General features: G+C 62.2%; 19 protein-coding genes. 10 read left to right on the forward strand and 9 right to left on the reverse strand.

Annotation, left to right across the window (positions count from 1 at the left end; all coding sequences use genetic code 11):
* The first annotated feature begins 23 nt into the window (after positions 1-23).
* A complete protein-coding gene (locus P5205_04995; GenBank protein ID HSA09710.1) occupies positions 24-179 on the forward strand; it encodes a hypothetical protein in 156 nt (51 codons plus the stop codon).
* 273 nt (positions 180-452) lie between these two features.
* Here the strand turns inward: P5205_04995 and P5205_05000 are convergent, their stop codons facing one another.
* The 5 genes from P5205_05000 to P5205_05020 form a co-directional block, all read right to left on the reverse strand.
* Positions 453-1,727, reverse strand: coding sequence for a putative Na+/H+ antiporter (locus tag P5205_05000; GenBank protein HSA09711.1), 1,275 nt, complete (start codon positions 1,725-1,727; stop codon positions 453-455).
* 315 nt (positions 1,728-2,042) lie between these two features.
* Complete coding sequence (tatA, locus tag P5205_05005) at positions 2,043-2,312, reverse strand: twin-arginine translocase TatA/TatE family subunit (GenBank protein ID HSA09712.1); 270 nt, start codon at positions 2,310-2,312, stop codon at positions 2,043-2,045.
* Between the two features lie 44 nt (positions 2,313-2,356).
* Entirely contained in the window at positions 2,357-3,193 is an 837-nt protein-coding gene (locus tag P5205_05010; protein HSA09713.1) for a slipin family protein, read from the reverse strand.
* A gap of 483 nt (positions 3,194-3,676) precedes the next feature.
* A complete protein-coding gene (locus P5205_05015) occupies positions 3,677-4,135 on the reverse strand; it encodes a hypothetical protein (GenBank protein HSA09714.1) in 459 nt (152 codons plus the stop codon).
* A 323-nt stretch (positions 4,136-4,458) separates the two neighbouring features.
* A complete protein-coding gene (locus P5205_05020; GenBank protein ID HSA09715.1) occupies positions 4,459-4,878 on the reverse strand; it encodes an OsmC family protein in 420 nt (139 codons plus the stop codon).
* Positions 4,879-5,207: 329 nt separating this feature from the next.
* Between P5205_05020 and P5205_05025 the strand changes: the two genes are divergently transcribed.
* The 5 genes from P5205_05025 (at position 5,208) to purF (ending at position 10,957) form a co-directional block, all read left to right on the forward strand.
* Complete coding sequence (locus P5205_05025; protein ID HSA09716.1) at positions 5,208-5,603, forward strand: FHA domain-containing protein; 396 nt, start codon at positions 5,208-5,210, stop codon at positions 5,601-5,603.
* A 519-nt stretch (positions 5,604-6,122) separates the two neighbouring features.
* Positions 6,123-6,362 (forward strand): phosphoribosylformylglycinamidine synthase subunit PurS, encoded by a 240-nt coding sequence (gene purS / locus P5205_05030; protein HSA09717.1) that lies wholly within the window; start codon positions 6,123-6,125, stop codon positions 6,360-6,362.
* A gap of 14 nt (positions 6,363-6,376) precedes the next feature.
* Positions 6,377-7,090, forward strand: a complete 714-nt coding sequence (gene purQ, locus P5205_05035; protein ID HSA09718.1) for a phosphoribosylformylglycinamidine synthase subunit PurQ — start codon at positions 6,377-6,379, stop codon at positions 7,088-7,090.
* A gap of 53 nt (positions 7,091-7,143) precedes the next feature.
* Positions 7,144-9,477: a phosphoribosylformylglycinamidine synthase subunit PurL gene (gene purL, locus P5205_05040; GenBank protein ID HSA09719.1), complete on the forward strand. Its 2,334-nt coding sequence runs from the start codon at positions 7,144-7,146 to the stop codon at positions 9,475-9,477.
* 19 nt (positions 9,478-9,496) lie between these two features.
* On the forward strand, positions 9,497-10,957 hold the full coding sequence (gene purF, locus P5205_05045; GenBank protein ID HSA09720.1) for an amidophosphoribosyltransferase: 1,461 nt from the start codon (positions 9,497-9,499) through the stop codon (positions 10,955-10,957).
* A gap of 41 nt (positions 10,958-10,998) precedes the next feature.
* Here purF and asnS read toward each other — a convergent pair whose 3' ends face one another.
* Positions 10,999-12,360 carry an asparagine--tRNA ligase gene (gene asnS / locus P5205_05050; GenBank protein ID HSA09721.1) on the reverse strand — a complete coding sequence of 454 codons (1,362 nt, stop codon included), beginning with the start codon at positions 12,358-12,360 and terminating at the stop codon, positions 10,999-11,001.
* Between the two features lie 101 nt (positions 12,361-12,461).
* Between asnS and P5205_05055 the strand changes: the two genes are divergently transcribed.
* Positions 12,462-12,797: a hypothetical protein gene (locus P5205_05055; protein HSA09722.1), complete on the forward strand. Its 336-nt coding sequence runs from the start codon at positions 12,462-12,464 to the stop codon at positions 12,795-12,797.
* Positions 12,798-12,864: 67 nt separating this feature from the next.
* Here the strand turns inward: P5205_05055 and P5205_05060 are convergent, their stop codons facing one another.
* The 3 genes from P5205_05060 to P5205_05070 form a co-directional block, all read right to left on the reverse strand.
* Complete coding sequence (locus P5205_05060) at positions 12,865-14,055, reverse strand: sialidase family protein (protein HSA09723.1); 1,191 nt, start codon at positions 14,053-14,055, stop codon at positions 12,865-12,867.
* A 181-nt stretch (positions 14,056-14,236) separates the two neighbouring features.
* The gene (gene leuA, locus P5205_05065) at positions 14,237-15,892 is read right to left on the reverse strand and encodes a 2-isopropylmalate synthase (GenBank protein HSA09724.1); all 1,656 of its coding nucleotides are present in this window, start codon (positions 15,890-15,892) and stop codon (positions 14,237-14,239) included.
* 345 nt (positions 15,893-16,237) lie between these two features.
* Positions 16,238-16,588: a hypothetical protein gene (locus tag P5205_05070; protein HSA09725.1), complete on the reverse strand. Its 351-nt coding sequence runs from the start codon at positions 16,586-16,588 to the stop codon at positions 16,238-16,240.
* Between the two features lie 220 nt (positions 16,589-16,808).
* On the opposite strand from P5205_05070, the gene P5205_05075 reads away from it, so the two are divergent.
* From P5205_05075 to P5205_05085, 3 genes are all read left to right on the forward strand, one after another.
* Positions 16,809-18,794 carry a tetratricopeptide repeat protein gene (locus tag P5205_05075; GenBank protein ID HSA09726.1) on the forward strand — a complete coding sequence of 662 codons (1,986 nt, stop codon included), beginning with the start codon at positions 16,809-16,811 and terminating at the stop codon, positions 18,792-18,794.
* Positions 18,795-18,846: 52 nt separating this feature from the next.
* Complete coding sequence (locus P5205_05080; protein ID HSA09727.1) at positions 18,847-19,269, forward strand: secondary thiamine-phosphate synthase enzyme YjbQ; 423 nt, start codon at positions 18,847-18,849, stop codon at positions 19,267-19,269.
* A 69-nt stretch (positions 19,270-19,338) separates the two neighbouring features.
* The gene (locus tag P5205_05085) at positions 19,339-21,699 is read left to right on the forward strand and encodes a VCBS repeat-containing protein (protein HSA09728.1); all 2,361 of its coding nucleotides are present in this window, start codon (positions 19,339-19,341) and stop codon (positions 21,697-21,699) included.
* The last annotated feature ends 846 nt before the right edge of the window (positions 21,700-22,545 follow it).

Below are 22,545 nucleotides of genomic sequence, written 5' to 3' on the forward strand. Positions count from 1 at the left end.
GACCAGCCCCCCCTGGGCTGCAAGTGCGCATTCAAAAGCTGAGCCAGGAATGCGAAGAAAACCTCGCTGCCAAGCGCAATCGCCGCGCCCAGCAAGGCAAAGGCGACTCGTTCGACGCAATGGTGGCCGCCAGCATTCGGACCCAGGCCGCCCGCAAGGGCATCGAATTTGAGAAGTAGCTGCCGCGGTCGGGTCAAGTCCTCTGACGGTCGCCCAACCTCCTACCGGTTCCACCCGTCCCCCAAGCCTGAGGCACCCCCCGCTCGAGCCGGCCACGACTATAACACGGTGCCAATCCGGTTAGACTACGGTGTGGTTCCCATGGGGGTCGGCCCCCATGGGAACCACACCGGGGTATCACGGGTGTCACACCGTTGTCGCAACGGGACGGCTATGCAGTCCAAGAACAGGGGACTGTAACAGTAAATTGCCTTACCAAGCCCGACAGGCTGCTAGCGCAGCAGCCAAAAGAACACTATGGCGACGGCTGTGGGCGGCAACGCCCCCAGGAACAGACCTGGCGGGCTGATGCCCTCGCCTTCGAATACCTTCGCGTCCCGCAGGATGCCAACTCCCGCGGGGTTCGGAGCATTGGCAATCACCGTCAACCCGCCGCCGGCGACCGCGCCTGCCACCAGCGCATATTTCAGCTCGTTCGGCATGCCATCTACCAGCGACCCGAGGTACGTCAGCGCCGCGTTGTCAACGATTGCCGTCAGCCCGGCAGCGCCAAAAAAGAGGGCATCGCCGCTCAGCCTTTGAATCAGCGGTTTCAGCCAATACGCTTGCAGCGACCCGAGCGTGACCAAACCGGCGAGGAAAAAGCCTACCAGCAACCCTTCACGCAATTTCAGCGCCTCCTGATATTCCCGCGTCGCCGTCACCAATCCCAGGAACAGGACGAATATCCCAAAGAACACGCTTGGGTGATGCGCGAAGGCCACAACCAGCGCAAGGAATATCACGTGCAAAGCCGTCAGCCATACCGGCATTCGGCTGCCTGGCTCCCGATCCACTTCCACCTGGCTCAGTTCCCGCCGGAATATCGCGGCTGCAATGGCGGCGGAAGCTCCGCACGCCGCGGCGGCCCGCCAGCCGAACGTTTGAAACATGAACACCATGTCCCAATCCCATTTGCCCGCCACCATCAGCACTGGTGGCGCGGCGAAATGCGTCAGCGTGCCCCCGATGGACACGTTGACGAACAGCAACCCCAGCGTGGCGTATGCCAGCTTGCGGCTGATGCCCCGGTCGAAGTACCGGCGCTTGAGCAGGAGTGCCAGCAACGTCATCGCCGCCGGCTCGGTGATGAAGGACCCCAGGAGTGGCCCCAGGAACAACGCCGCGAAGTAAAACGCCACGCTTTCGCGCGCCGGAATTAGACGCGCGGCCAGTGATATAAGCGTTTCGGCCAGATTGACCACCGGGCGCGTGGCGGCAACCACCATGATGACAAATACAAACTTCGGCTCGGTGTAGTTGAGGCCATCAATGTAGGTCACCGCGTCGTGAACCGATCCTGTGAGTGCCGCAATCCCAAGGAAAAGCGTAGCTGCCCACAGCCCAAACACCACCTCGGTTTCCGCCAGGAAATGCAAAAGGTTCTCGCGCACTGACCCGGGCGGGTATTGGTGTGCCCAGTGCGCGAATCGTTTCACGCAGAACGTATGCAGCACCGCTAAACCAAAGAACACCGTCGCGAGCAGTTCGGTGGAGCTTGGATTCATGCTTTGCTACCGGTCATGCAAATTCCAGATTCGTTTCGCCTGTTTTGTCGCATTGCCAGCCAGCGCCGCAATCAAGAGTTGCGCCGCCGCCACATGCAACGCAGCTGCCTGCACGACGATTCCTGTTAAACGACGGCCTGTCATACTCGCTTGCCGTCCGCACTCTGCGTCGGGAGCTGTTAGTGGCCATCAAGCTCCTTCGCGGCCTCCGCGGCCTCGCGTTTCCTGTCTCTCCGCTCCCAGTACCATGCAATCCAGATGCAGAGTTCAAATAGGAAGTAGGTTCGTCAGCCATGCGAGGAACCGCTTACCGAATCATTCCCCCGCGCCAGGCGTGGATTGGGGAACGTTCCGTTGTGCCTCGGGCTGGATGCCGGCGGCGGGCAAAGACTTGGGCGCCGAGGGCTGGGACGGCGTCTCATCCATCGCGGTGTGGATCTCGTCGGTGACTTCGCGCGTCGCCTTCTTGAATTCCTTGATGCCGGTGCCCAGGCCCTTGGCCAGTTCGGGCAGCTTCTTGGCCCCAAACAGAATCAATACCAAAGCCAGAATCAGTATAATCTCCCCGCCGCCAAGGCTAAACAACGCGAACATCACCTTCATAAATCAGGAGCTGCTATTGCCCCATTTCAGGCCGCCCCCTTTTCCTGGGAGAGCCCAAACCCGGGACCCTGGTGCTTTTGCTCGCCCACCTGCTTGAGGAACGGGCTGAAGAAGTCGATTGGCACCGGCAGAAATGTGGTTGTGTTATGTTCGCTCGAAATTTCCCGCATCGTTTGCAGGAAGCGCAGTTGCAACGCGATCGGCTGGTGGCTGATTAACGCGGCGGCCTGGACCATTTTCTCCGCGGCCTGGAATTCGCCCTCGGCGTTGACGATCTTTGCGCGGCGTTCGCGTTCGGCCTCGGCTTGCTTGGCCATAGCCCGTTTCATGCTGTCGGGCAGCGCCACTTCCCTCACTTCAACCGCCGTGACTTTGATGCCCCACGGGTCGGTCTGTCGGTCAATGATCTCCTGCAGCTTCTGGTTGATCACGTCGCGTTGGGAAAGCAGGTCGTCCAGCGGAGCCTGGCCCAGCACGCTGCGCAGCGTCGTTTGTGCAATTAGCGACGTGGCCTTCCAGAAGTTCTCCACTTTGATGACTGCCGCGACCGGATCAAGCACACGGAAGTAGATCACCGCGTCCACCGTGACTGGCACGTTGTCGCGGGTCATGACTTCCTGCTTGGCCACGTCAATCGTCACCACGCGCAAGTCCATCTTCACCATGCGGTCAATCACCGGTATCAGCAGGATCAGACCCGGCCCCTTTGCGCCCTGCCGATGCAATTTGCCCAACCGGAATATCACGCCGCGCTCGTATTCGCGCAGGATGCGGACGGCTTGCGGCAGCACGATCGCCCCCAAGACGATTATCGGTATGATCCACCTGCCTAGACTGTTGAGTGCTTGAGCGAGTTGTTCCATAGTTTCTCCGTTAGTCAACCGTGAGTTTCGTTTAGCGCCACAAGGGACTAATTGCCCTGCGCGCAATCCACCGGCCAATGCGACAGGAACGGGAACAGGAACAAGTCCGCACCCGTGCAGCCGGACCAGCCGCCGTCGGCCACTGTGCCCGAAGCTTCATTGCGTCAAAGCAATTCAATACTTCGGATGGCGGCCCGACCACCCAGGTTTTCCTCCGACGGCACATGCCGCCGGACCCTTGAACGAGGACAATAGACGCCTCGATTGCCAGACGATCAACCCTCGCGCGCCATCCCGTCAAGCCTGTACTTTGTTTCATTTATGAGTTCCGGGACACTCCGTTCAGCATGTGTGGACGGTCCACTGACGAGCTCCTCGAAGTCCGGCGACTCGTCCTCTTCCCGCGCAACGTGGAAATCTCGGCATTCAACTTCTTGGCTCTGGTATGCTCAATCCACTCACTGCCCGTTTCCGAATGTGCTGCTATCGGCGCGGCACCCGGCCGGCGCTGCCCTGATCCCTCTTCGGCCTGCTTGGCGCTGGTTGGCCATTTCCTTCCTTCATCTGGCCGGCGGGCGGCAGATCAAACACCATGCCCGACCAGGCAATGCGCAGCAGCATCCCCAGCGACAGCACGAGCAGCAGGGTGGTGATCACCGCCGCTGTCTGGCCACCCGGCAGACCCGTGTTGCCGCCAGACCAGCACATGAACGTCTGCGGCAGCAACGTGAAACACACGGGGATGAGCGTGAGCAAGGGCAGCGCTTTCCTTGTACTCCCCGCGAGCGCGCGGAAGCCCCAGACCAGACAGAGCGCGCCTCCGGCCAGTCCCGTAATGAGAGTGGTGCGGGCCGCCCCTGCGGTCAGGTGATAGACGAGGTAACTAAGGCCGGCAAGCAGCAGGCCGTAAACGACAAGTAGAAGACCGATGGTTTTGTTCATCACGCGAATGGGAAGGCGTGAACTGCTCTCGGCCTCGAAGCAATTGTCGGATGCGAACTGCATCCCAACGTTTAAGTATCCCCATGCGTAGCGGGCGCTCCCCCTGCTCAGACCACTGTATCCGAAGCTTCATTGCACCAAAGCAATTCATAACTTGAGATGGCGGCCCGACCATCCGCGTTTACCTTCGACAGCACACGCTGCCGAACCCTTGGGTTTGCCGTCAGCCTAAAAGGCTGGCCGTACTTGGAATGGTCGTCGAAGGTCGGTCAGGTGTCAAGGCTCGCTGCGTGTATTATCCGGCTCTCCGAATAACCTGGCCATCAATCCGGATAGATGAACTCGATCGGCGTTTTGACGTCAGGGTGCAGGCTCTGCTTGACCGGGCAGGCCCGGGCGGCGGCTTCCAGTCTGGCGCGGTCGTCAGGCTTGAGCACCGTGGTCCGCGGGAAGATCAGCCGTGTCTTAAGCGTGCCGATGCGGCGGACCGGGTCGGCCGTCATTTCCTTGAGCACCTGTATTTGCAGTCCTTTGAGGCACAGGTTGCTCCGCTGGGCTACCAACCCCATGACCGTCGCCATGCACGTGCCCAAGGCTGTGGCGACGAGGTCGGTGGGGGAGAAGGCCGCGCCCTTGCCGCCGTTGTCCACCGGGGCGTCGGTGTTGAGGACTTGCCGGGAGGGTCCGTGAGTGGCGGCGGAGTGAAGTCCGCCCTCGTAAGTGATGTTGATTTCGACAGCCATACTACGCGAGATGAGCGAATTTGCAGCCTACTATAGGGGACGGTGGGCCTGTTTCAAAGCGCGGATTTGGCGCCTGGCGAGCTGCGGCGAGAGGCAGGATGACCGTCGCCGCCGGGCGGAGGTGATCAGTTGCTCCTCGATTCGCTAAGAAAGCCGCTACCCGAGTGTCGTATTGGTGAGAGTTGCCTATACGCCGGAGTTTGGCCGGGATTGGCCCGGTTCGTGCCGGCGGGCGATTGTAACCTTTGGCCGGTTTTGCCTAAGTAATAGGTATAGAGGCTGCCACTGGATGTTGGAAGCCAGGCAGCCGGTCTGGAGTTAATATGAATATGGCTACAATTTATCAAATCGGCGAGGACGGCTCCCGAGTTGAGCGATGTCGGATTGACCAGGAGCCGTTGGTGGTGGGCCGCAGCGAGCAGGCCCAGATCAACATCAAGGATGAGGGGATGTCGCGACGACATTTCCTCATCGAGCGCGCGGGAGAGGATTATTTCATCAAGGACTTGAACTCCCGCAACGGCACCTGGGTGGGCGGATACCGCGTCTTCGAGGAAAAACTCCGCCACAACGACTGGATCATGGCCGGCCACACGCTGTTTCTCTTCGCCGACCCGCCAAGCGAATCAACTGAGGTTCAGAACGCGCCATTTGGTCCTCACGGCACAGTGGTGCTTACCGTTCGGCCAGACGAACCACGCGACCACGCCGAGCTTGCTGCCTGACCACTCGTCATGAGGCATGGCTGGAGCGGAGGTTCCGTTCGTTTCAACGCCCCATCCTGGCTCCGCAGCCACAGGTCAGCATTGCCCCCCAGCCAGAACCAGATGGGCATCTCCGACCTAAAACCCTTGCACTGTCCAAATTTTGGACAGTAATGCTGCCTGCCTGCCTTCGCCAATTCCCACACTGCCCCTGGCGATTTTCGCTTGAGGTTACGGTGGCGGCACGGTGATGCCCCTGTGTGTATCCCATGGGGAGCGCTCCCCATGGGATACACACAGGGGCCCGACCGCACTAACAAGCCATCCTCCAGCCAACTGCAAGCAAGCGCCAGCGTGCGACCACGGCAACGGGGCCGTCGCCCGTCCGGCGGTGCTGGCGGAGGCAGGAAAGGGGGTTCGAGACGACGAATCGCTATCGGTGCTTCCCGGAAATCCGCGCAGAACCAAAAAAACTCTGGCTTCGCAACAATACCTTGTCCAACATCTCGCCGGCTCAAATAGTGGGCCCCCCTTTCACCTATGAAAGCAAAGATTGTTGTTATGCCGAAGAAAGCGGTGCTTGATCCGCAAGGCAAGACGGTGCAGAGCGCCCTGGCACACATGGGCTTTACCGGGATCGGCGCCGTGCGTGTGGGCAAATACCTGGAAGTCGAGCTCGCGGGCGCCGACAAAGACGCCGCGCGAAAGCAAATTGACGAGGCTTGCCACAAGATCCTCAGCAACCCGGTAATCGAAGATTACCGGTTCGAGCTGGAGTAAAAACGTAACGCGCAATGAACTTCGCGGTCCTCCAGTTCCCCGGTTCCAATTGCGACCAGGACGTCGTCCACGTGCTGCGCAATGTGCTTGGCCATAAAGCGGAGCTGCTTTGGCACAAAGAGCCCTCCCTGGGCGGGGCGGATGCGGTCGTGGTTCCGGGCGGCTTCAGCTACGGCGACTATCTGCGCACGGGGGCCATCGCGCGGTTCAGCCCGGTGATGGAAGCGGTGCAGCATTTCGCCGCGGATGGTGGGCTGGTGCTGGGCATTTGCAACGGATTCCAGATTCTGTGCGAGGCGGGACTGCTGCCCGGGGCGTTGATCCGCAACCGGTCGCTTCAGTTCCGCTGCGAGCACATCTTTCTCAAGACCGCCACCACCAACTCGCCGTTTACGAACCGCATTCCGCCCGACAAGCTGCTGCGGCTGCCGATTGCCCACGGCGAGGGATGCTACTTTGCCGACCCGGAGACCCTGGCGCGGCTCAGAGCGAACGATCAGGTCCTCTGGCGCTATGTGAATGCCCAGGGCGAGGCGACCGAGGCCGCCAATCCGAACGGCGCGCTCGACAACATCGCCGGTATCTGCAATGAGCGGCGCAACGTGGCTGGACTGATGCCCCATCCCGAGCGAGCCGGCGAGGCAATCCTGGGCTCGGCGGATGGGCGCCTGGTGCTGGAAAGCATGGTCCACGCGTTGGCAAGCGAGCCCGCGGCGAGCGCCGGGTAGGCGTTGCAGGTCGTGCCAGCCTTTGATCCGCAAACTTTGCCTTTGGAATTCCGATGACTGAGCCAGCGATTACACCCGAGTTAGTGCGGCAGCACAACCTCACGCCCGACGAATACCAGAAGCTCAAAGCCGTCCTCGGCCGCGAGCCGACCTACACCGAACTGGGCATCTTCTCCGTAATGTGGAGCGAGCACTGTTCCTATAAGAACACCCGCCCGCTGCTGAAGACGTTTCCCACCAAGTCGCCCAGAATCCTGGTCGGCGCGGGCGAGGAAAATGCGGGCATCATTGACATCGGGGACGGACTGGCCATTGCGTTCAAGATCGAGTCGCATAACCACCCGAGCGCGGTCGAACCCTTTCAAGGCGCGGCGACGGGCGTGGGGGGAATCGTCCGCGACATCTTCACGATGGGCGCGCGGCCGGTTTGCTCGGTCAACTCACTGCGGTTCGGGCCGATCGAGAGCGCCAACCCCGAGGACGCACAAGCCGTCGCCAATAACCGGCGGTTGTTTGGCGGGGTGGTCGCCGGCATTGCGCACTACGGCAACTGCTTTGGCATCCCGACTGTGGCGGGCGAGGTCTATTTCGACAAGTCCTACGAAGGCAATCCGTTGGTCAACGCCTTCTGCCTGGGCGTGCTGCGCCACGATCAAATTGTGCGCGGGCAGGCCAAGGGCGTTGGGAATCCGGTGTTTTATGTCGGGCCGGCGACGGGCCGGGATGGTTTGGCGGGGGCGGCCTTCGCCTCGCAGGACCTGACCGAGGAATCCGCCGAGCAGCAGCGCGGCGCGGTGCAAGTGGGCGACCCTTTCATGGAGAAACTCGTCTGCGAAGCCTGCCTGGAGCTGCTGGCCACGGGCGCGGTCGCGGGCATCCAGGACATGGGCGCGGCCGGTTTGACCTGCTCGACCTGCGAGACCGCCGCGCGCGCCGGGACGGGCATCGAGATCGAACTGGACAAGGTTCCTCAGCGCGCACCCGGGATGACCAGTTACGAAATCATGCTCAGCGAGTCCCAGGAGCGGATGCTCATCATCGTCCACAAGGGCCGCGAAGAAGAAGTGAAGCGCATCTTCGACAAGTGGGACCTGCCGTGGGCGGAGATAGGAATCGTCACCGACACCGGGCAAATGGTGGTCCGGCACCACGGCAAGGTGGTGGCTGATATCCCCGCCCGAAAGATCGCTGACGAATCACCCGTCTATCAACGCGAGGCCAGGGAACCGCATTACTTGAAAGAAGTTAGGGCGTTCAATCTCGTCGGCGTGCCCGACACGCAGGACCCGGCGGCGCACCTGAAGGCGTTGCTGGCCTGGCCCACCATTGCCTCCAAGAACTGGGTGTATCGCCAATACGACCATATGGTGCGCGACAACTCGGCGGTCTGTCCGGGCAGCGATGCCGCCGTGCTGCGCGTCAAAGGCGATTCTATTCCCGGAGCGACGCCGACGGCTGTGCCTGAGAAGTTCATCGCGCTCTCGGTGGATGGCAACGGCGCCTATGTCTATCTCGATCCCTACGAAGGGGGCAAGATCGTGGTGGCCGAGGCGGCGCGCAACCTCGCCTGCTCCGGCGCGGCGCCCCTTGGCGTCACCGACAACCTCAACTACGGCAACCCCCACAACCCGGAGCTGTTCTGGCAGCTTAAGGAAAGTGTGCGCGGGTTGGCTGAGGCGTGTCGGGTGTTCAACGCACCCGTTACCGGCGGTAACTGCTCGTTGTATAACCAGCATCCCGCCGGCCCGATTGATCCCACCCCCACGGTGGCGATGGTTGGTCTGGTTGAGAAGCCGGAGCATATCACAACGCAATGGTTCAAGGACGAGGGCGACGCGATTATCCTGCTGGGCGAGGTCATTGACTCCAGCGACCCCCTGCTTGGGCTGGGCGGCTCGGCCTATCTGCAGCGCATTCGTGGCATCAAAAACGGCACGCCGCCGCGGTGCGACCTGGCGAAGGAAAAGGAGCTGCACCTCGCGCTGCGGGCGCTGATTCACTCCGGCGCGGTCAAGAGCGCCCATGATTGCAGCGAAGGCGGCCTGGCGGTGGCGCTCGCCGAAAGCTGCATTAGCCAACTGGTTGCCCGCGAGACACCGCGCCTGATCGGCGCGCAGGTTGACCTCGGTGCGGCTCAGGCTCCACAGGGAATGCGGTTGGACGCCTTGCTGTTCGGCGAGGCTCAAGCCCGCGTCATCATTTCCGTGGCCGCCGTCAACGCCGTCAAGGTCCTGGCCCAGGCCAAGATCCTGGGCGTGCCCGCAGCGCGGATCGGCACCGTCGGCGGCCAGACGTTGGAAATCAAGACCGCCGGGGCTACATTGAATTGCGATCTGCGCGAATTGCACGACCTGTGGTGGAATTCCATCGCCCGGACGATGCGATAGCGGCAAGCCGAACCGCTTAATGAATGACTATCCGAAGCACTATTGCGGCATCTTTGGCGTTTACGGCCATCCAAATGCCGCGGAACTGACCTATTACGGGCTCTATGCCTTGCAGCATCGCGGGCAGGAGAGCGCGGGGATCGTCACATCTGATGGGAAGCAGTTCCACCCCCACAAAGGCATGGGGCTCGTGTCCCAGGTCTTCAAGGGGAACGTTCTGCAGGACATGGCCGGCTCGATCGGCATTGGCCACACCCGCTATTCGACCACCGGCTCGTCGCACTTGCGCAATGCCCAGCCGCTCACGGTGGACTGCGTTCGCGGGCAGATCGCGATCGCCCACAATGGCAACCTGACCAACGCCGCCCGATTGCGCGAGGAACTGGAGGCCCAAGGCTCGATCTTCCAGACCACCGTGGACAGCGAGATCATCCTGCATTTGCTGGCGCAGCCGACTTTGCCGGGGCAGGGGAGCAGTCTCGTCCAAACCCTCCACCGCATCGAAGGCGCCTACTCGCTGGTCATCATGACCGAGACCGAGCTGATCGGCCTGCGCGACCCGCACGGATTCCGCCCGTTATGCCTCGGGCGGATCGACGGCGCCTGGGTGTTGGCCAGCGAGACCTGCGCCCTGGATTTGATTAACGCCCGCTACGTGCGCGACGTGGAGCCCGGGGAGATCGTGACCATCAACCGGGATGGTCTCACCAGCATGCAGGCGTTTCCGGGACACGGGCGCCGCGCGTTCTGCATCTTCGAGTATGTCTATTTCGCGCGGCCCGACAGCACCATCGCCAACCGGAGCGTCTATAAAGTGCGCGTCGAGATGGGCCGCCAGCTCGCGCGCGAGCATCCGATCGCGGCGGACGTCGTCGTGCCCGTGCCCGACAGCGGTAACTGCGCCGCCCTGGGCTATTCGCTTGAATCGGGCATCCCCTTTGAGATGGCCTTCGTGCGCAACCACTATGTGGGACGCAGCTTCCTCCAGCCCTCGCAGCTCATCCGTGACTTCGATGTGCGCGTGAAGCTCAACCTTATCGAGGAGCTGGTGAAGGGCAAGCGCGTCATCGTGGTGGACGATTCCATCGTGCGCGGCACCACCTGCAAGACCCGGGTAAACAACCTCAAGGAAGCCGGCGCCAGGGAGGTGCACGTGCTCGTGAGCTGCCCGCCGCATATGAACCCGTGCGTCTATGGCATTGATTTCCCCGACCGCAACAAGCTCATGGCGGCGAATCTCTCGCTGGAGGAAATCCGCGGTTACCTCAACGCCGACTCCCTTTGCTACCTCTCCCAGGCGGGCATGGTCAAGGCAACCGGCCTGCCCGCCAACGCCTTCTGCATGGCCTGCTACGATGGGGACTACCCGGTCCCCTTTGACCCGGCTGTGGACAAACACATCATCGAGCGCCGTAACGGCCGGCGGTCCGGTCTGGCCGAGGCGCCGAGCCGGGAGCAGGCGCAGCGCAAGCCGATGTAAACAGGCTCGGACAGCGCGAGCGTTCGTTACGCTTCGCCGGGTCAGAACTCCGCGTTGCCGGGTGTGCGGGCGAACGGGATTACATCGCGGATGTTCGAGACGCCGGTCAGGAACATCAGCAACCGCTCGAATCCCAGGCCGAACCCCGCGTGCGGCACCGTGCCGTAGCGGCGCAGGTCCGCATACCACCAGTAATCCTCGGGCTTGAGCTTGTGGAGCCTCATGTTCTCCTGCAGTTGATCGAGACGCTCTTCGCGCTGGGCGCCGCCGATGACCTCGCCGATCCCCGGCACCAGCACGTCCATCGCTGTCACCGTCTTCCCGTCGTCGTTCAGGCGCATGTAGAACGGCTTGATCTCGCGCGGGTAGTTGAACACGGTGGCCGGTGACTTGAAGTGCTGCTCGGTGAGGAACCGCTCGTGCTCGGACTGGAGGTTCAGCCCGTACTCGACCGGGAACTCGAACTGCCTGCCGGATTTCTGCAGAATCCCGATGGCCTCGGCGTAAGGCACGCGCACGAAGGGCCGCTCGACCACGAACTTGAGCCGCTCGTGCAAACCCTTGTCCACAAACTTGCCGAAGAGCCCAAGGTCTTCGGCGCAGTGCTCCAACGCGTAGCGTGCCATGGATTGGACAAACTCCTCTCCCAGGTCCATGTCGCCCTGCAAGTCACAGAAAGCCATCTCCGGCTCGATCATCCAAAACTCAGCGGCATGGCGGGCGGTGTTCGAGTTCTCCGCGCGGAACGTGGGGCCGAACGTGTAGATGTTGGACAGGGCGCAGGCGAATGTCTCCCCTTCCAACTGCCCACTTACGGTCAAGTAGGTGCGTCTGCCGAAGAAATCCGTTTGCGACTTCTCGTCAATGTTACCCTTGAGAGCGGTGACGCGGAACATCTCACCTGCGCCTTCGCAGTCGCTCGCCGTGATGATGGGCGTGTGCACATAGACGAAGTCGCGTTCCTGAAAGAACTGGTGCACCGCGAACGCCAGGCGGCTGCGCAGGCGAAACATGGCCCCAAAGAGGTTGGAGCGCGGGCGCAAATGCGCGATGGTGCGCAGAAACTCCGGCGTGTGCCCTTTCTTCTGCAAGGGATAGCTCGCATCCGCCGGCCCGATCAGCTCGACGCGCGTGGCGCGCAGCTCCCATTTCTGCCCTTGCGCCGGGGACGCCACCAGGCTCCCTTCGACAACCGCCGAAGCGCCCGTGGTGAGGTGGGGGAGATGTTCCGAACCGGGCGTGCCGGCGTCCACCACCACCTGGAGGCTCCCAAGGCAGGAGCCATCGTTGAGTTCCAGGAAGGAGAAGCCTTTCGCGTCCCGCCGGGTGCGAACCCAGCCTTTGACGGTCACTGCTTCTGCGGGTTTGGCAGCTGCCAGAAGGTGCTTGATCAGTGTGCGCATGGGACCAATTCAACTGCTTCCATCTCGCTGCCAGCGTAGCTGAAAACGCCACCCCCGCAAGACCCGACGCGGAAGGACCGCCCCATTAATGAGAAACATGCATGCGCCTGGATTGTGAGGGCACCGCGGAGCCCTTGACGGGGTTCCGGCCTTGCAGCACTGTGCCGATGATGCAATCGCTGCCGCCGTCGTGTCCGCCCTTGCCGGACCTGCCACCGCTCTTCTGGGGGGAGGTCGCCAAGCAGACTGCGCACTGGCAGGAGTTCTTCGCGCACGCGGCCCCCGGTGAAACCGACCCCGGCGCAATGCGCAAGATCTGCATCGCCCGCATCAAGACCCGCCTTAAGCGTGTCTACGCCGGTAAGAACGCCGGTCGCGCCCTCTTCGAAATGGCTCAATACGTCGCCTGCCTCACCGTAATTGAATCGCGCAACTAGCGACTTTCTGTGTGGGCAGACTGAGTTGTCTGGTATCCAGTCTGGCACGCTACGCCGGGCAATTGAACTATCTGTCAACGGCAAGGAGTGTTCCGGCGATGTGGCGGGTGCCGTTGGCGGAGTTGAAGTAATAGACGATCAGGGCGCGGTGCTTCGAGAGCAGGGCGGCCCAGGGGTAGCCGAGGTCGCCATCGCCACCGTCGTCACGCAGGACGATTTCCGGGGCGGAAGCCAGATTAGCGCATTCGGGATCGAGCACGCGGGCGCGGATGCCGAACGGCGAGTGGCGGTACCCGTACACCAGCAATACGCGATTGTCCGGCAAGCGTAGCGCGTAATGCGGGTGGCCCTGAAAACCGGCGTCCTGCCATGGCTGGAAGGTCTGACCACGGTCAGTCGAGCGCGCGACAACGGTGTGATCGTCAAAGTCCGCGGTGCGCATGAAGGCCACCAGATCGCCTTTGGGTGTTTCGTAGAGTGATGTCTCGTTGAATACCACCTTCGCATCGGAGGCGACCGGACAAGAGTAGCGCCAGGTGCTGCCGTTGTCCTGGGAAATGAACAAGTGCGTTCCCTGAGCGCCCGGCGTGGTCGAGGTCTTGGAAGTTACCACCCAATAAAGTCTGCCGTCCTTGCCTTGGCACATCGCGCCGCGGTTGTAGGCGGGCACAGGCTGGTTGAACGGATCCATTACCGTTTCCCCCGGGGTTGGCGGCGGTAGTGTTGGGCCTTGCCAGGATCGGCCTCCGTCTCTGGAGTGGAGCAGGTAGCCGCCCATGAAGACGAAGTTGCCGTGGCAGAATGGGTTCTTGAGCTTGGCCACAGCGCCAGCCTGCAGCAGGGCCCAGCCGTAGCTGCTGCAGACGATGGTATTGTCGCGCAGTTGGACCATGCAAGGGTCCTGCGAGCCTCCGAATGGGTGGGCATAGATGAGCTCGGGGTTTTGGCTCCAGCTCTTGCCGTCGTCACGCGAGCGGACGAGCACCAGGTGACTGTTCGGGTCGGTGTGGCTCGTACTGCGTTCGCCCAACAGACGGCGTTCCGGCGCGCGGCGAAACGCCACGAGCAGCTCTCCGTTGGGGCGCCGCACGATCGAAGGAAAGCTGCTGTAGAATCTATCGTCCCGATAGATGACGAGGTCTCCCAGTTTATGGACGCCGGGAGAGGCAGCCTGGGCCGCAGCGGCGGCGGGGGCTGGAACCGGAGCGCTGAGGAGGAGCACCAGTTGCGCTGCCAGGACGAGTATCATATGACGCATACCGTCTGCTTGCACGGAGTCAGGTTGGCGGGCAAGCAAAAAGAGCCTGTCCCCGCTGGTGGCAGCGCTAACTCATGCCTATTCGCTAAGGCAGCAACGGAACCGAGGAAGCTCAGTCTTCTGCGCTCGGCAAGCCCGAGCCTCCTTGCGTCGGAGGCAACTACCTGAACATCTCGCCGGACTACGACCGATTCAAGGCGCTAAGGACCGCACGGACGGAGGCAAGTTCGATGTTGGTGTCCACACCAGCGCCCCACCGTGTACGGCCGTCCGCGTGTTTGACCTGGATGTAAGCGATGGCGGCGGCTTCCTCGCCGGCGCTCAGGGCGTGTTCGCTGTAGCTCACAATCTCGAAGCGCGGCACGCTGGCGGAGATGAAGCCGTGGACCAATGCAGCAAGCGGGCCATTGCCTTCGCCGGCAAGCTCGACCGGCTTGCCATCGCGCAGCAGGCGCGCGCGGCAGCGGACCTGGCCGTTGCGGCTTTCGGTCTCGAATCCCTGGAGCTGCCACGGCGCGGTGCGTTCGATGTACTCACGCCAGAACATGCCCTTGAGCTCAGCGCCGCTGACTTCGCGGCCGAGGCGATCCACCTCTTCGTTGGCGATGGGGCCAAATTCGCGCTGCATTTCCTTGGGCAGTTCGATGCCGTATTCACTCTCCAGCAGGTAGGCGACGCCGCCTTTGCCGGACTGGCTGTTGACGCGGATGACCTCCCGGTATTCGCGGCTGAGATCGGCCGGATCAATCGTCAGGTAAGGCACTTCCCAGAACTGTTGACGCCCGGTGGACCATTCGGAGAGGCCCTTCTTGATGGCGTCCTGATGCGAGCCGCTAAAGGCGGTAAAGACCAGTTCGCCGGCGTAAGGGTGGCGCGGCGGAATGGTCATGCCGGTGCAGCGCTCGTACACATTGCACAGGGCGTTGAGGTCGGTGAAGTCGAGCTTGGGATCAATGCCCTGCATGTAGAGGTTGAGTGCGACGGTAACAATGTCGAGGTTGCCGGTGCGCTCGCCATTGCCGAAGAGCGTGCCTTCAACACGGTCGGCGCCGGCGAGCAAGCCTAACTCAGTCGCGGCGACACCCGTCGCGCGGTCGTTGTGGGTGTGCAGGCTGATAATGATCGAATCCCGGTTCCGAATGTTGCGGCACATCCACTCAACCTGGTCGGCATAAACATTGGGCGTGGCGACCTCCACCGTATCGGGCAGGTTGAGGATCATCTTGTGCTGCGGCGTAGGCTTCCAAACCTCCATCACAGCCTCGGAGGCTTCCTTGGCGAACTCGACTTCGGTGGCGCTGAAGCTCTCGGGTGAGTACTGGAGCCGGACTTCGGTGCCCTTTAACTGGGGCAGGCGCTCGCTCACCCACTTGGCGCCGCGCACGGCGACGCGGAGGATTTCTTCCTTCGTCATGCCGAATACAATGCGGCGTTGCGCGGGCGAGGTGGAGTTGTAGAGGTGGATGATGGCCTTCTTCGCCCCGACCAGCGATTCGAAGGTGCGTTCAATCAAGTCCTCGCGCGCCTGCACCAGCACCTGGAGCCAAACGTCATCCGGCACACGGCGTTCCTCGATGAGCCGGCGGTTAAAAGTGAATTCGGTGTTCGAGGCCGAAGGAAATCCCACCTCGATCTCCTTGAAGCCGCATTTCAGGAGCGTCTGGAACAGTTCGAGCTTCTGGCCGACGTTCATGGGGATGGCTAGTGCCTGGTTGCCATCCCTGAGGTCCACGCTGCACCACATGGGGGCGCGCGTGAGAGTGCGGTTCGGCCACTGGCGGTCGGGCAAGTGGACCGGCGGAAACGGACGGTATTTGGCAGACGGTTCTTTCAACATGGTCGTATCGCTTTCTTGTTAACACGGCCGGGTGGTAAGGGAAATAGAAAACCCCACCACCGGTTGCGGCAGTGGGGTTTAGTAAACTTTGGTGAAAGGCTACAACCCAACTGCCGCGCTACGCAGCAGCAGCGCGCTCTTAAGCAGCAGGTTCAACTTGCCATTCACGCGTGCAATTTAGCATGCCAGGCGGACGGCGGCAAGCGGTTTTTTGCTTCGTCAAGGCGCGGGGGTGCGCAATTGCAGGGGGGCCAATTGACAGTGCTTGCCCGCAGCGCGAAGAACGTAAACAAGCGCCAGCTCTGTCCGGTGTTACGCCACGAATCAGGCCGCCTCGCCAACACTTCAGCCGCGTCTCGGCCGCTTTGGCCCGCGTCGCCGGCAATCCGCGCACAGGAATTGCTTCCCGTCAAAGTAGGTCATAAACGGCATGAACAGGTCATTACACCGGTCACACGTTTCGTAGATCTCCTCCGGGGGCACCGGCTCCACCGCCAAAGCAATCCCCTGCGACTTCTGCAGTATCGCCAGTTGATCGGCCACACAATCTGACCGGTAGTTGAACACCAGGGCTGCTGTCCGGGTGTCAGTGAAGTACAACCCATAGTCATCCTGCGCCAGGTAATTCCCTTGCGCATTGCGGAGCATCACCCGGATATCTGGCTCCTCGCTGAGTCTGTCAGTGTTGCGCGCCATTCACGAATCCTGAGGCAATCTGCGTTGTCATCCTTCGATGCCTTATAGCGGTCCTGATGCTGCACTGCCCGCCCGCGAAGTTCAAGGTTAACTGGCGTCTTCGATGGACCCAATTGGGTTCTGCGGACGACGATCCCCGGTATTCCCATACCCAAAGCCCGCCTGCGGCAATTGACGAAGGCATTGCCAAACCGGTCCGGGATGCACTATCCTTCTGGTCATGAAATGGTTTTCAGTCATCCTCGTGCTGCTCCTGGGTTTGGCGGGCGCGCGAGCGGCGGGAGCGGATGACCAGTATGTCCACCTATACAACCTCATCCAGGAGGCAGACAAGCTGAAGAACGCCGGCCAGTCCAGCGAGGCGTTGTCCAAGTATGTCGAAGCCCAGGCCGCGCTGCAACGGATCCAGAAAGGGTACCCCAATTGGAACACCAAAGTGGTGACCTTCCGGATGAACTACGTCACCGACCAAATCGCGGCGCTGTCCGCCCAATCACCTGCTGCCGCCACGCCGGCAGCTCCGGCGCAATCGGCCAAGGCGCCCGGGGCGCCTCCTGGCATCGGCTCTACCCAGCCTGCGCAGCCGACGCCCGCTGATGGGCAGACACAGCTCGACACCCTCAAGGACCAGATTCGCCAGGCGCAGGCGGATAAAGCAGTAGCGGAGGCCAAACTCAAAGAGGCGCTCTCGGTCCAACCCGCCGCCGTTGACCCGCGCGAGCTGGCCAAGGCGGAGGACAAGGTCAAGGAGCTGATGAAAGAGAACGACCTGCTCAAGGTGAGCCTGGAGCAGGTGAAGACCAAAGCCGCCCCCGTCCCCGATACGAAAGCGCTGGATGAAGCTCGCCAGGCGCTGGCTGAAGCGAATCGCAGCCTTGCTGAGAAGACCAAAGCCGCCGACGCACTGGCCGCTGAAAAAACCCTCCTGCAAGAGAAGCTGAATAGCCTTACCCCCAGTCCCGCTAATGCGGCTGAACTCGAAGCGGCCAAAAAGGCGCTGGAAACTGCCAACCTCAAGCTCGCCGAGCAATCCAAGCTCGCTTCCGACCTGGCCTCGGACAAGGAGACGCTGCAAGCCCGCATGAAGGCGTTGAGCACCGAAGCCGAAGCCGCTGCTGCGCTGCGCGCCGAGAATCAGCTCCTCAAGCAGCAGGTCGCCGACTTGAAGGCCGCCCCGCCGCCGAGCTCCAAGGCGGAGGAAGCGAGCCGGCAGTTGGCTCAAGCCCAGGCCCAGATCGCCGCCTTGCAGTCGGACAAGGAAATGCTCCAGCTCGAAAAGACTGCTCTGGAGAACCGCGTCAAGCAAACGTCCGCGCAGCCGGCATCCCCGGCGCCGAGCAGGGCCGCGGACGCCGCCCGAATCAAGCAGCTTGAACAGGAACGAGACGAGCTTAAGAAATCGCTCGACTCCGCCAACAAGGAACTCTACAGCCGCAAAGGCAAGGCGGCCGCAGCCCGCCTGCGGGAGTTGGAGGATCAACTGACCACACTGCGCGCCCGCCTCCAGGTATATGAAGCGCGCCAGGTTCCTTACACGGCGGAGGAATTGGCTCTCTTCAAGCAGCCGGAAATCAAACTGGCGCAACCCACTCGCAGCGCCGGGAAGGTGCCAGCCAGGGAACTTCCTCCCGGCACCGTGGCGCTGGCGGCTGAGGCGCAGCGCCACTACGCCAACCGGCAGTTCGACCAGGCGGAGGAGAAGTATCTGCAAGTGCTGCAGCAGGACAACAAGAACGTTCCCGCCCTGGCCAATCTCGCCGCCATTGAACTCGACCTGGGCCATCTCGAGGCCGCTGAGATTAACATCAAGCAGGCTGTCGCTCTCGCCCCGGAGGACGCTTACAGTCAGTTTGTCCTGGGCCGCCTGAGGTTTCGCCAGAAGCAATACGACGAAGCCGTTGACGCGCTCGGTCTTGCGGCGAAATATGATCCCCAGGATGCCCAGGTGCAGAACTTCCTCGGCCTCGCCCTCAGCGAGAAGGGCCTCCGCGGGCCCGCTGAAACAGCCTTGCGCAAGGCAATCCAACTCGATCCCAACTATGCGGGCGCGCATCATAACCTTGCCGTGGAATACATCTCCCAGAAGCCGCCAATGGTGGAACTGGCCCGCTGGCACTACCAGAAGGCTCTCGACAACGGGCATCCCCGCAATCCGGATCTGGAGAAGATAATTGAGGCGGCAAAGCCCGCCGCCGCCACACCGTGAGCCCCCGCCGCGCCCCGGACGGTCGTTCTCGGTCCTGGTGACCGTCGCTCACATGCTTCGCCAGGCCTTACACGAGATCAGGATTTTCACGGGCGGTCGCGGCCTGTACGAGTTTACCGACAAGGTCGCGGAGTGGCTCAAGCTGAACCGCTGCAGCAGCGGGTTGGTGACGCTGCACCTCCGCCACACTTCGGCTTCGCTGTTGATTCAGGAAAACGCCGACCCCGACGTGCGCCGCGACCTCGAACGCTTCTTCGCCCGCCTGGTGCCCGACGGCGATCCCCTCTTCGTACACACGGTCGAGGGCGATGACGACATGCCCGCCCACATCCGCACCGCGCTTACAACCGTCAACCTCTCCCTTCCCGTCAATCACGGCCGGCTTGCGCTGGGCACCTGGCAGGGAATCTATCTCTGGGAACACCGTCGCGCGCCGCACTCGCGCGTGGTCAACGCCCATTTCGTGGGGGAGTAAGCTCAGGCGCGGCCCTTCGCCGCACAATATCCTTTTCAAGGCCGTATTCCGTTGGCACTTTCGCCGTGCTTGAAGACGATTGCCTGGTCCCCACCCAAGGTCGGCAGCGCTGTGATTTGCGCCGCCGGTCTGGGTCTCGCGGTGAGTTGCCTGGCCGCCGGCAGCACCAATCGCTTCGGCTTCACCGGCCGGGAGATATTCCCCATTGATAGCCAGATCAGCCAACTGCACGTAGCCGACCTCGACGGCGACGGATTAAACGACCTGATCGTCGTCAACAACGCCCGCTCCAAAATCAACCTGCTCTACAACCAAACCGGCAAGACCAACCTGGCCGGGAAGCCCAGGCTGGCGGGCAAGCGCGAGCCGAACGAACTGCCCCCGGATGCCCGCTTCCGCATTGACTCGATTGCCTCCGAGAAACGCATTTTTTCCATGGCCGTCACCGACCTGAACGGCGATAGGCGCCCGGACCTCGCCTACTATGGCGATCCCCGCGAGTTGATCGTGCTCAATAGCCAGGGCACCAACGAGTGGAGCGCTCCCAAACGGTGGTCCATTGATGACGGCCAACTCTCACAGAATGCGCTCGCCACTGGCGACCTGGACGGCACTGGCCGCGCGGACCTGGTCCTGTTGGCCGAAAACTGCTTCTATTTCCTGGCCCAGCGAGAGGATCATGTGTTGGAGGAGCCACAGAAGATTCCCCTTTCCGGCACGGTCAAATCCATTCAGGTGGTGGACGTTGACGGTGACGCGCGCAGTGATTCGTTGCTGGTAAACTGGGACGACCGCAACCCCTTCCGGTTCCGGCTGCAGAAGCAAGATCGCTCACTGGGCCCCGAGATCTACTTCGCCATGCCGTCCATTCGCTCCTACTGGGCTGACAACCTCGTGGCGGACAAGCAGACCCAGGTCATCACCATCGCCCAAAACTCCGGCCGGGCGCAGGTTTCCGAGTTCACCCGCAAACCCGCCGAAACGCTCTCCGGCTCCTTCCGCCAGGGCCAGTTCCAGGTCTGGCCGCTTGCCCGGACCAACAAGGCGAGGCGCGGCTCCACTTGGGCCGACGTCAACGGCGACGGCCTGCCCGACCTGCTTGTTGCCGAGCCCGAAGACGGCCAGGTCTCCCTGTGTCTCCAGCAGCCGGATGGCTCGCTCGCCGCTTCCAAGGCCTTCCCCACCCTCGCGGGCATCAGCGACCTGGCAGTCGCAGACTGGAACGGCGACGGTCAACCGGACATCTTCATGCTCAGTGCCGATGAACGCCAGGTGGGTGTAACCCGGCTGGATGATAAACAGCGGCTGCCGTTTCCTGCGCTGATCCCGCTCGATGGCAGGCCCCTCGCACTGGCGGCCGGCGCTCTCCAAGCCGGGGCCAAGCCCGTCCTGGCGGTGATTGTCGAGCCGGAAAGCAAGGGCGACCAGGGAAGCCAACGCCTGCTGGTGACGCGCACCGCCGACGGCAAGTTCAGGCTCCAGAAGCTCACCAGGGACTTCAAGTCCAACCCCACCACCTTGGCCTTCCACGATGCCGACCAGGACGGACACGCTGACCTGGTAATTCTAATGCCTTATGAGAACGTCAAGGTTCTCCGTCAGGTTCCGGGCAAGGATTTCGAGGAGTTGGACGTCGCCCCCCCCGGCGGCGCCTATGAACTGGCCCAACCGTGGCTCAGCGCCGCCGACATCGACGGCGATGGCAAGTCCGAGCTGCTGCTGACCCAGAAGAACTTCCTGCGCGCGGTCGTTCTGCAACGCGAAGCGCTGGCGCCAGGCTCCACCAACCAAGCCGCCTGGACCTTCATCGTCAAGGAGCAGATCAACGGCGCGGGCAGCAACTCGCGGCTTGCCGGCGCCACCGCAGTCCCCAACGGGCCCAATGCCATCCCCTCGCTGTTCCTGCTTGATGTCGAACGCAAGGCCCTCACCCTTTGCGAGCGCGACCACGCCGGGGTATGGCAGGTCGTGCGCAACGTGCCGCTGCCCGTCTCCGAGTTCACCAGCCTGCAACCTCTCGCCCTCGGCGCCAGCAAGACCACCGCTATCACCTTCCTCGGTCTGAATGCCGTCGCCTGCCTCCGGCTGGACGGCGAGGTCTGGGAACTGAACGAGCTCGACGGATACGAAACCCCGATCAAGGATGGCCACCTTACTGACGTCGTCAGCGGCGACCTGGACAACGATGGCCGCAAGGACCTGGTCTTCCTGGAAACCGCCAGGAACTACCTCGACCTGGTGCTCTTCGACGCTCGCAGCAAGCTCGTTCCCGCCGACCGCTGGCAAGTCTTCGAAGAACGCACCTTCCGCAGCCGCCGGAGCGACTTCGCCGAGCCGCGCGAAGCCGTTGTCGCTGACGTGACCGGAGACAACAAGAACGACCTTATCATCTTGGTTCACGACCGCGTCATCGTCTATCCTCAGGAGTAACAAGCCGCTGGCACCATCGCAATTCGGCCGACAAGCATGCCAACAGAAGGCCCGAGGCGCAAATACCCCAGGCCTTGGCGAACTGCGAAAATGCATCCGATTTATGAAGGCAGGCCGCTCTCACCGAGAGCGCCGGGGGAAGACCTTACGTGGGCCGCGCCTTTCCCATTGCCCTCACAGCCGGCGCTAAAGCCGCCGATGGCCGGGGCCCGAATTTGGCCCCGGCCATCACGTGGCCATGGGGTGGCCGTCCAGTGGCCGTCATTAGGCCGTCATTAGGCCGTCTCGGTGCCGCTCTCACGCCCCTTCCTGGTCATTAATGGCACTCTCAGCACGCAGGGCGACTGGTTGGCTCAGGCATGTAGCGTCCTGGCGAGGTGGGACGATCTCGGCACAAAGAAAGGTCCATCACAGGTTCCCGGGGAGTGCCAACGGTGGTATCTAGCCGCACGACTTGGATGGCCCCTCGACCTTCACCATCCCAACACTGTCCACATTTGGGACAGTGATCCTGCCTGTCAGCCTTCTTGAGTCCCCGCTGATTCCTGCACCTTCGGCCTGTGATTACGGTGTCTGGACTGTAGTGCTACGGTGTGGTTCCCATGGGGGCCGACCCCCATGGGAACCACACCGTAGCCTGACCGCACCAACAGGCCATCCTCCAGCCCACCGCAAGCCAACGCCGGCGGCGGCCAGCGTAGCAGTTAGAACACCCGTCCGGCGGTGGCGCAGGCGGCGAAAAGGGAAGTCCGGGAGGGCGAATTGCCATCGGTATTCCCCGGAAATCCGCAAAGAAATCGGGTAGGAGGTGAGGGTTAGAACCTCACCGTCCTCCCACACCACCGG

It is taken from the genome of Candidatus Paceibacterota bacterium (assembly GCA_035452965.1).
Lineage (GTDB): Bacteria > Verrucomicrobiota > Verrucomicrobiia > Limisphaerales > UBA8199 > UBA8199.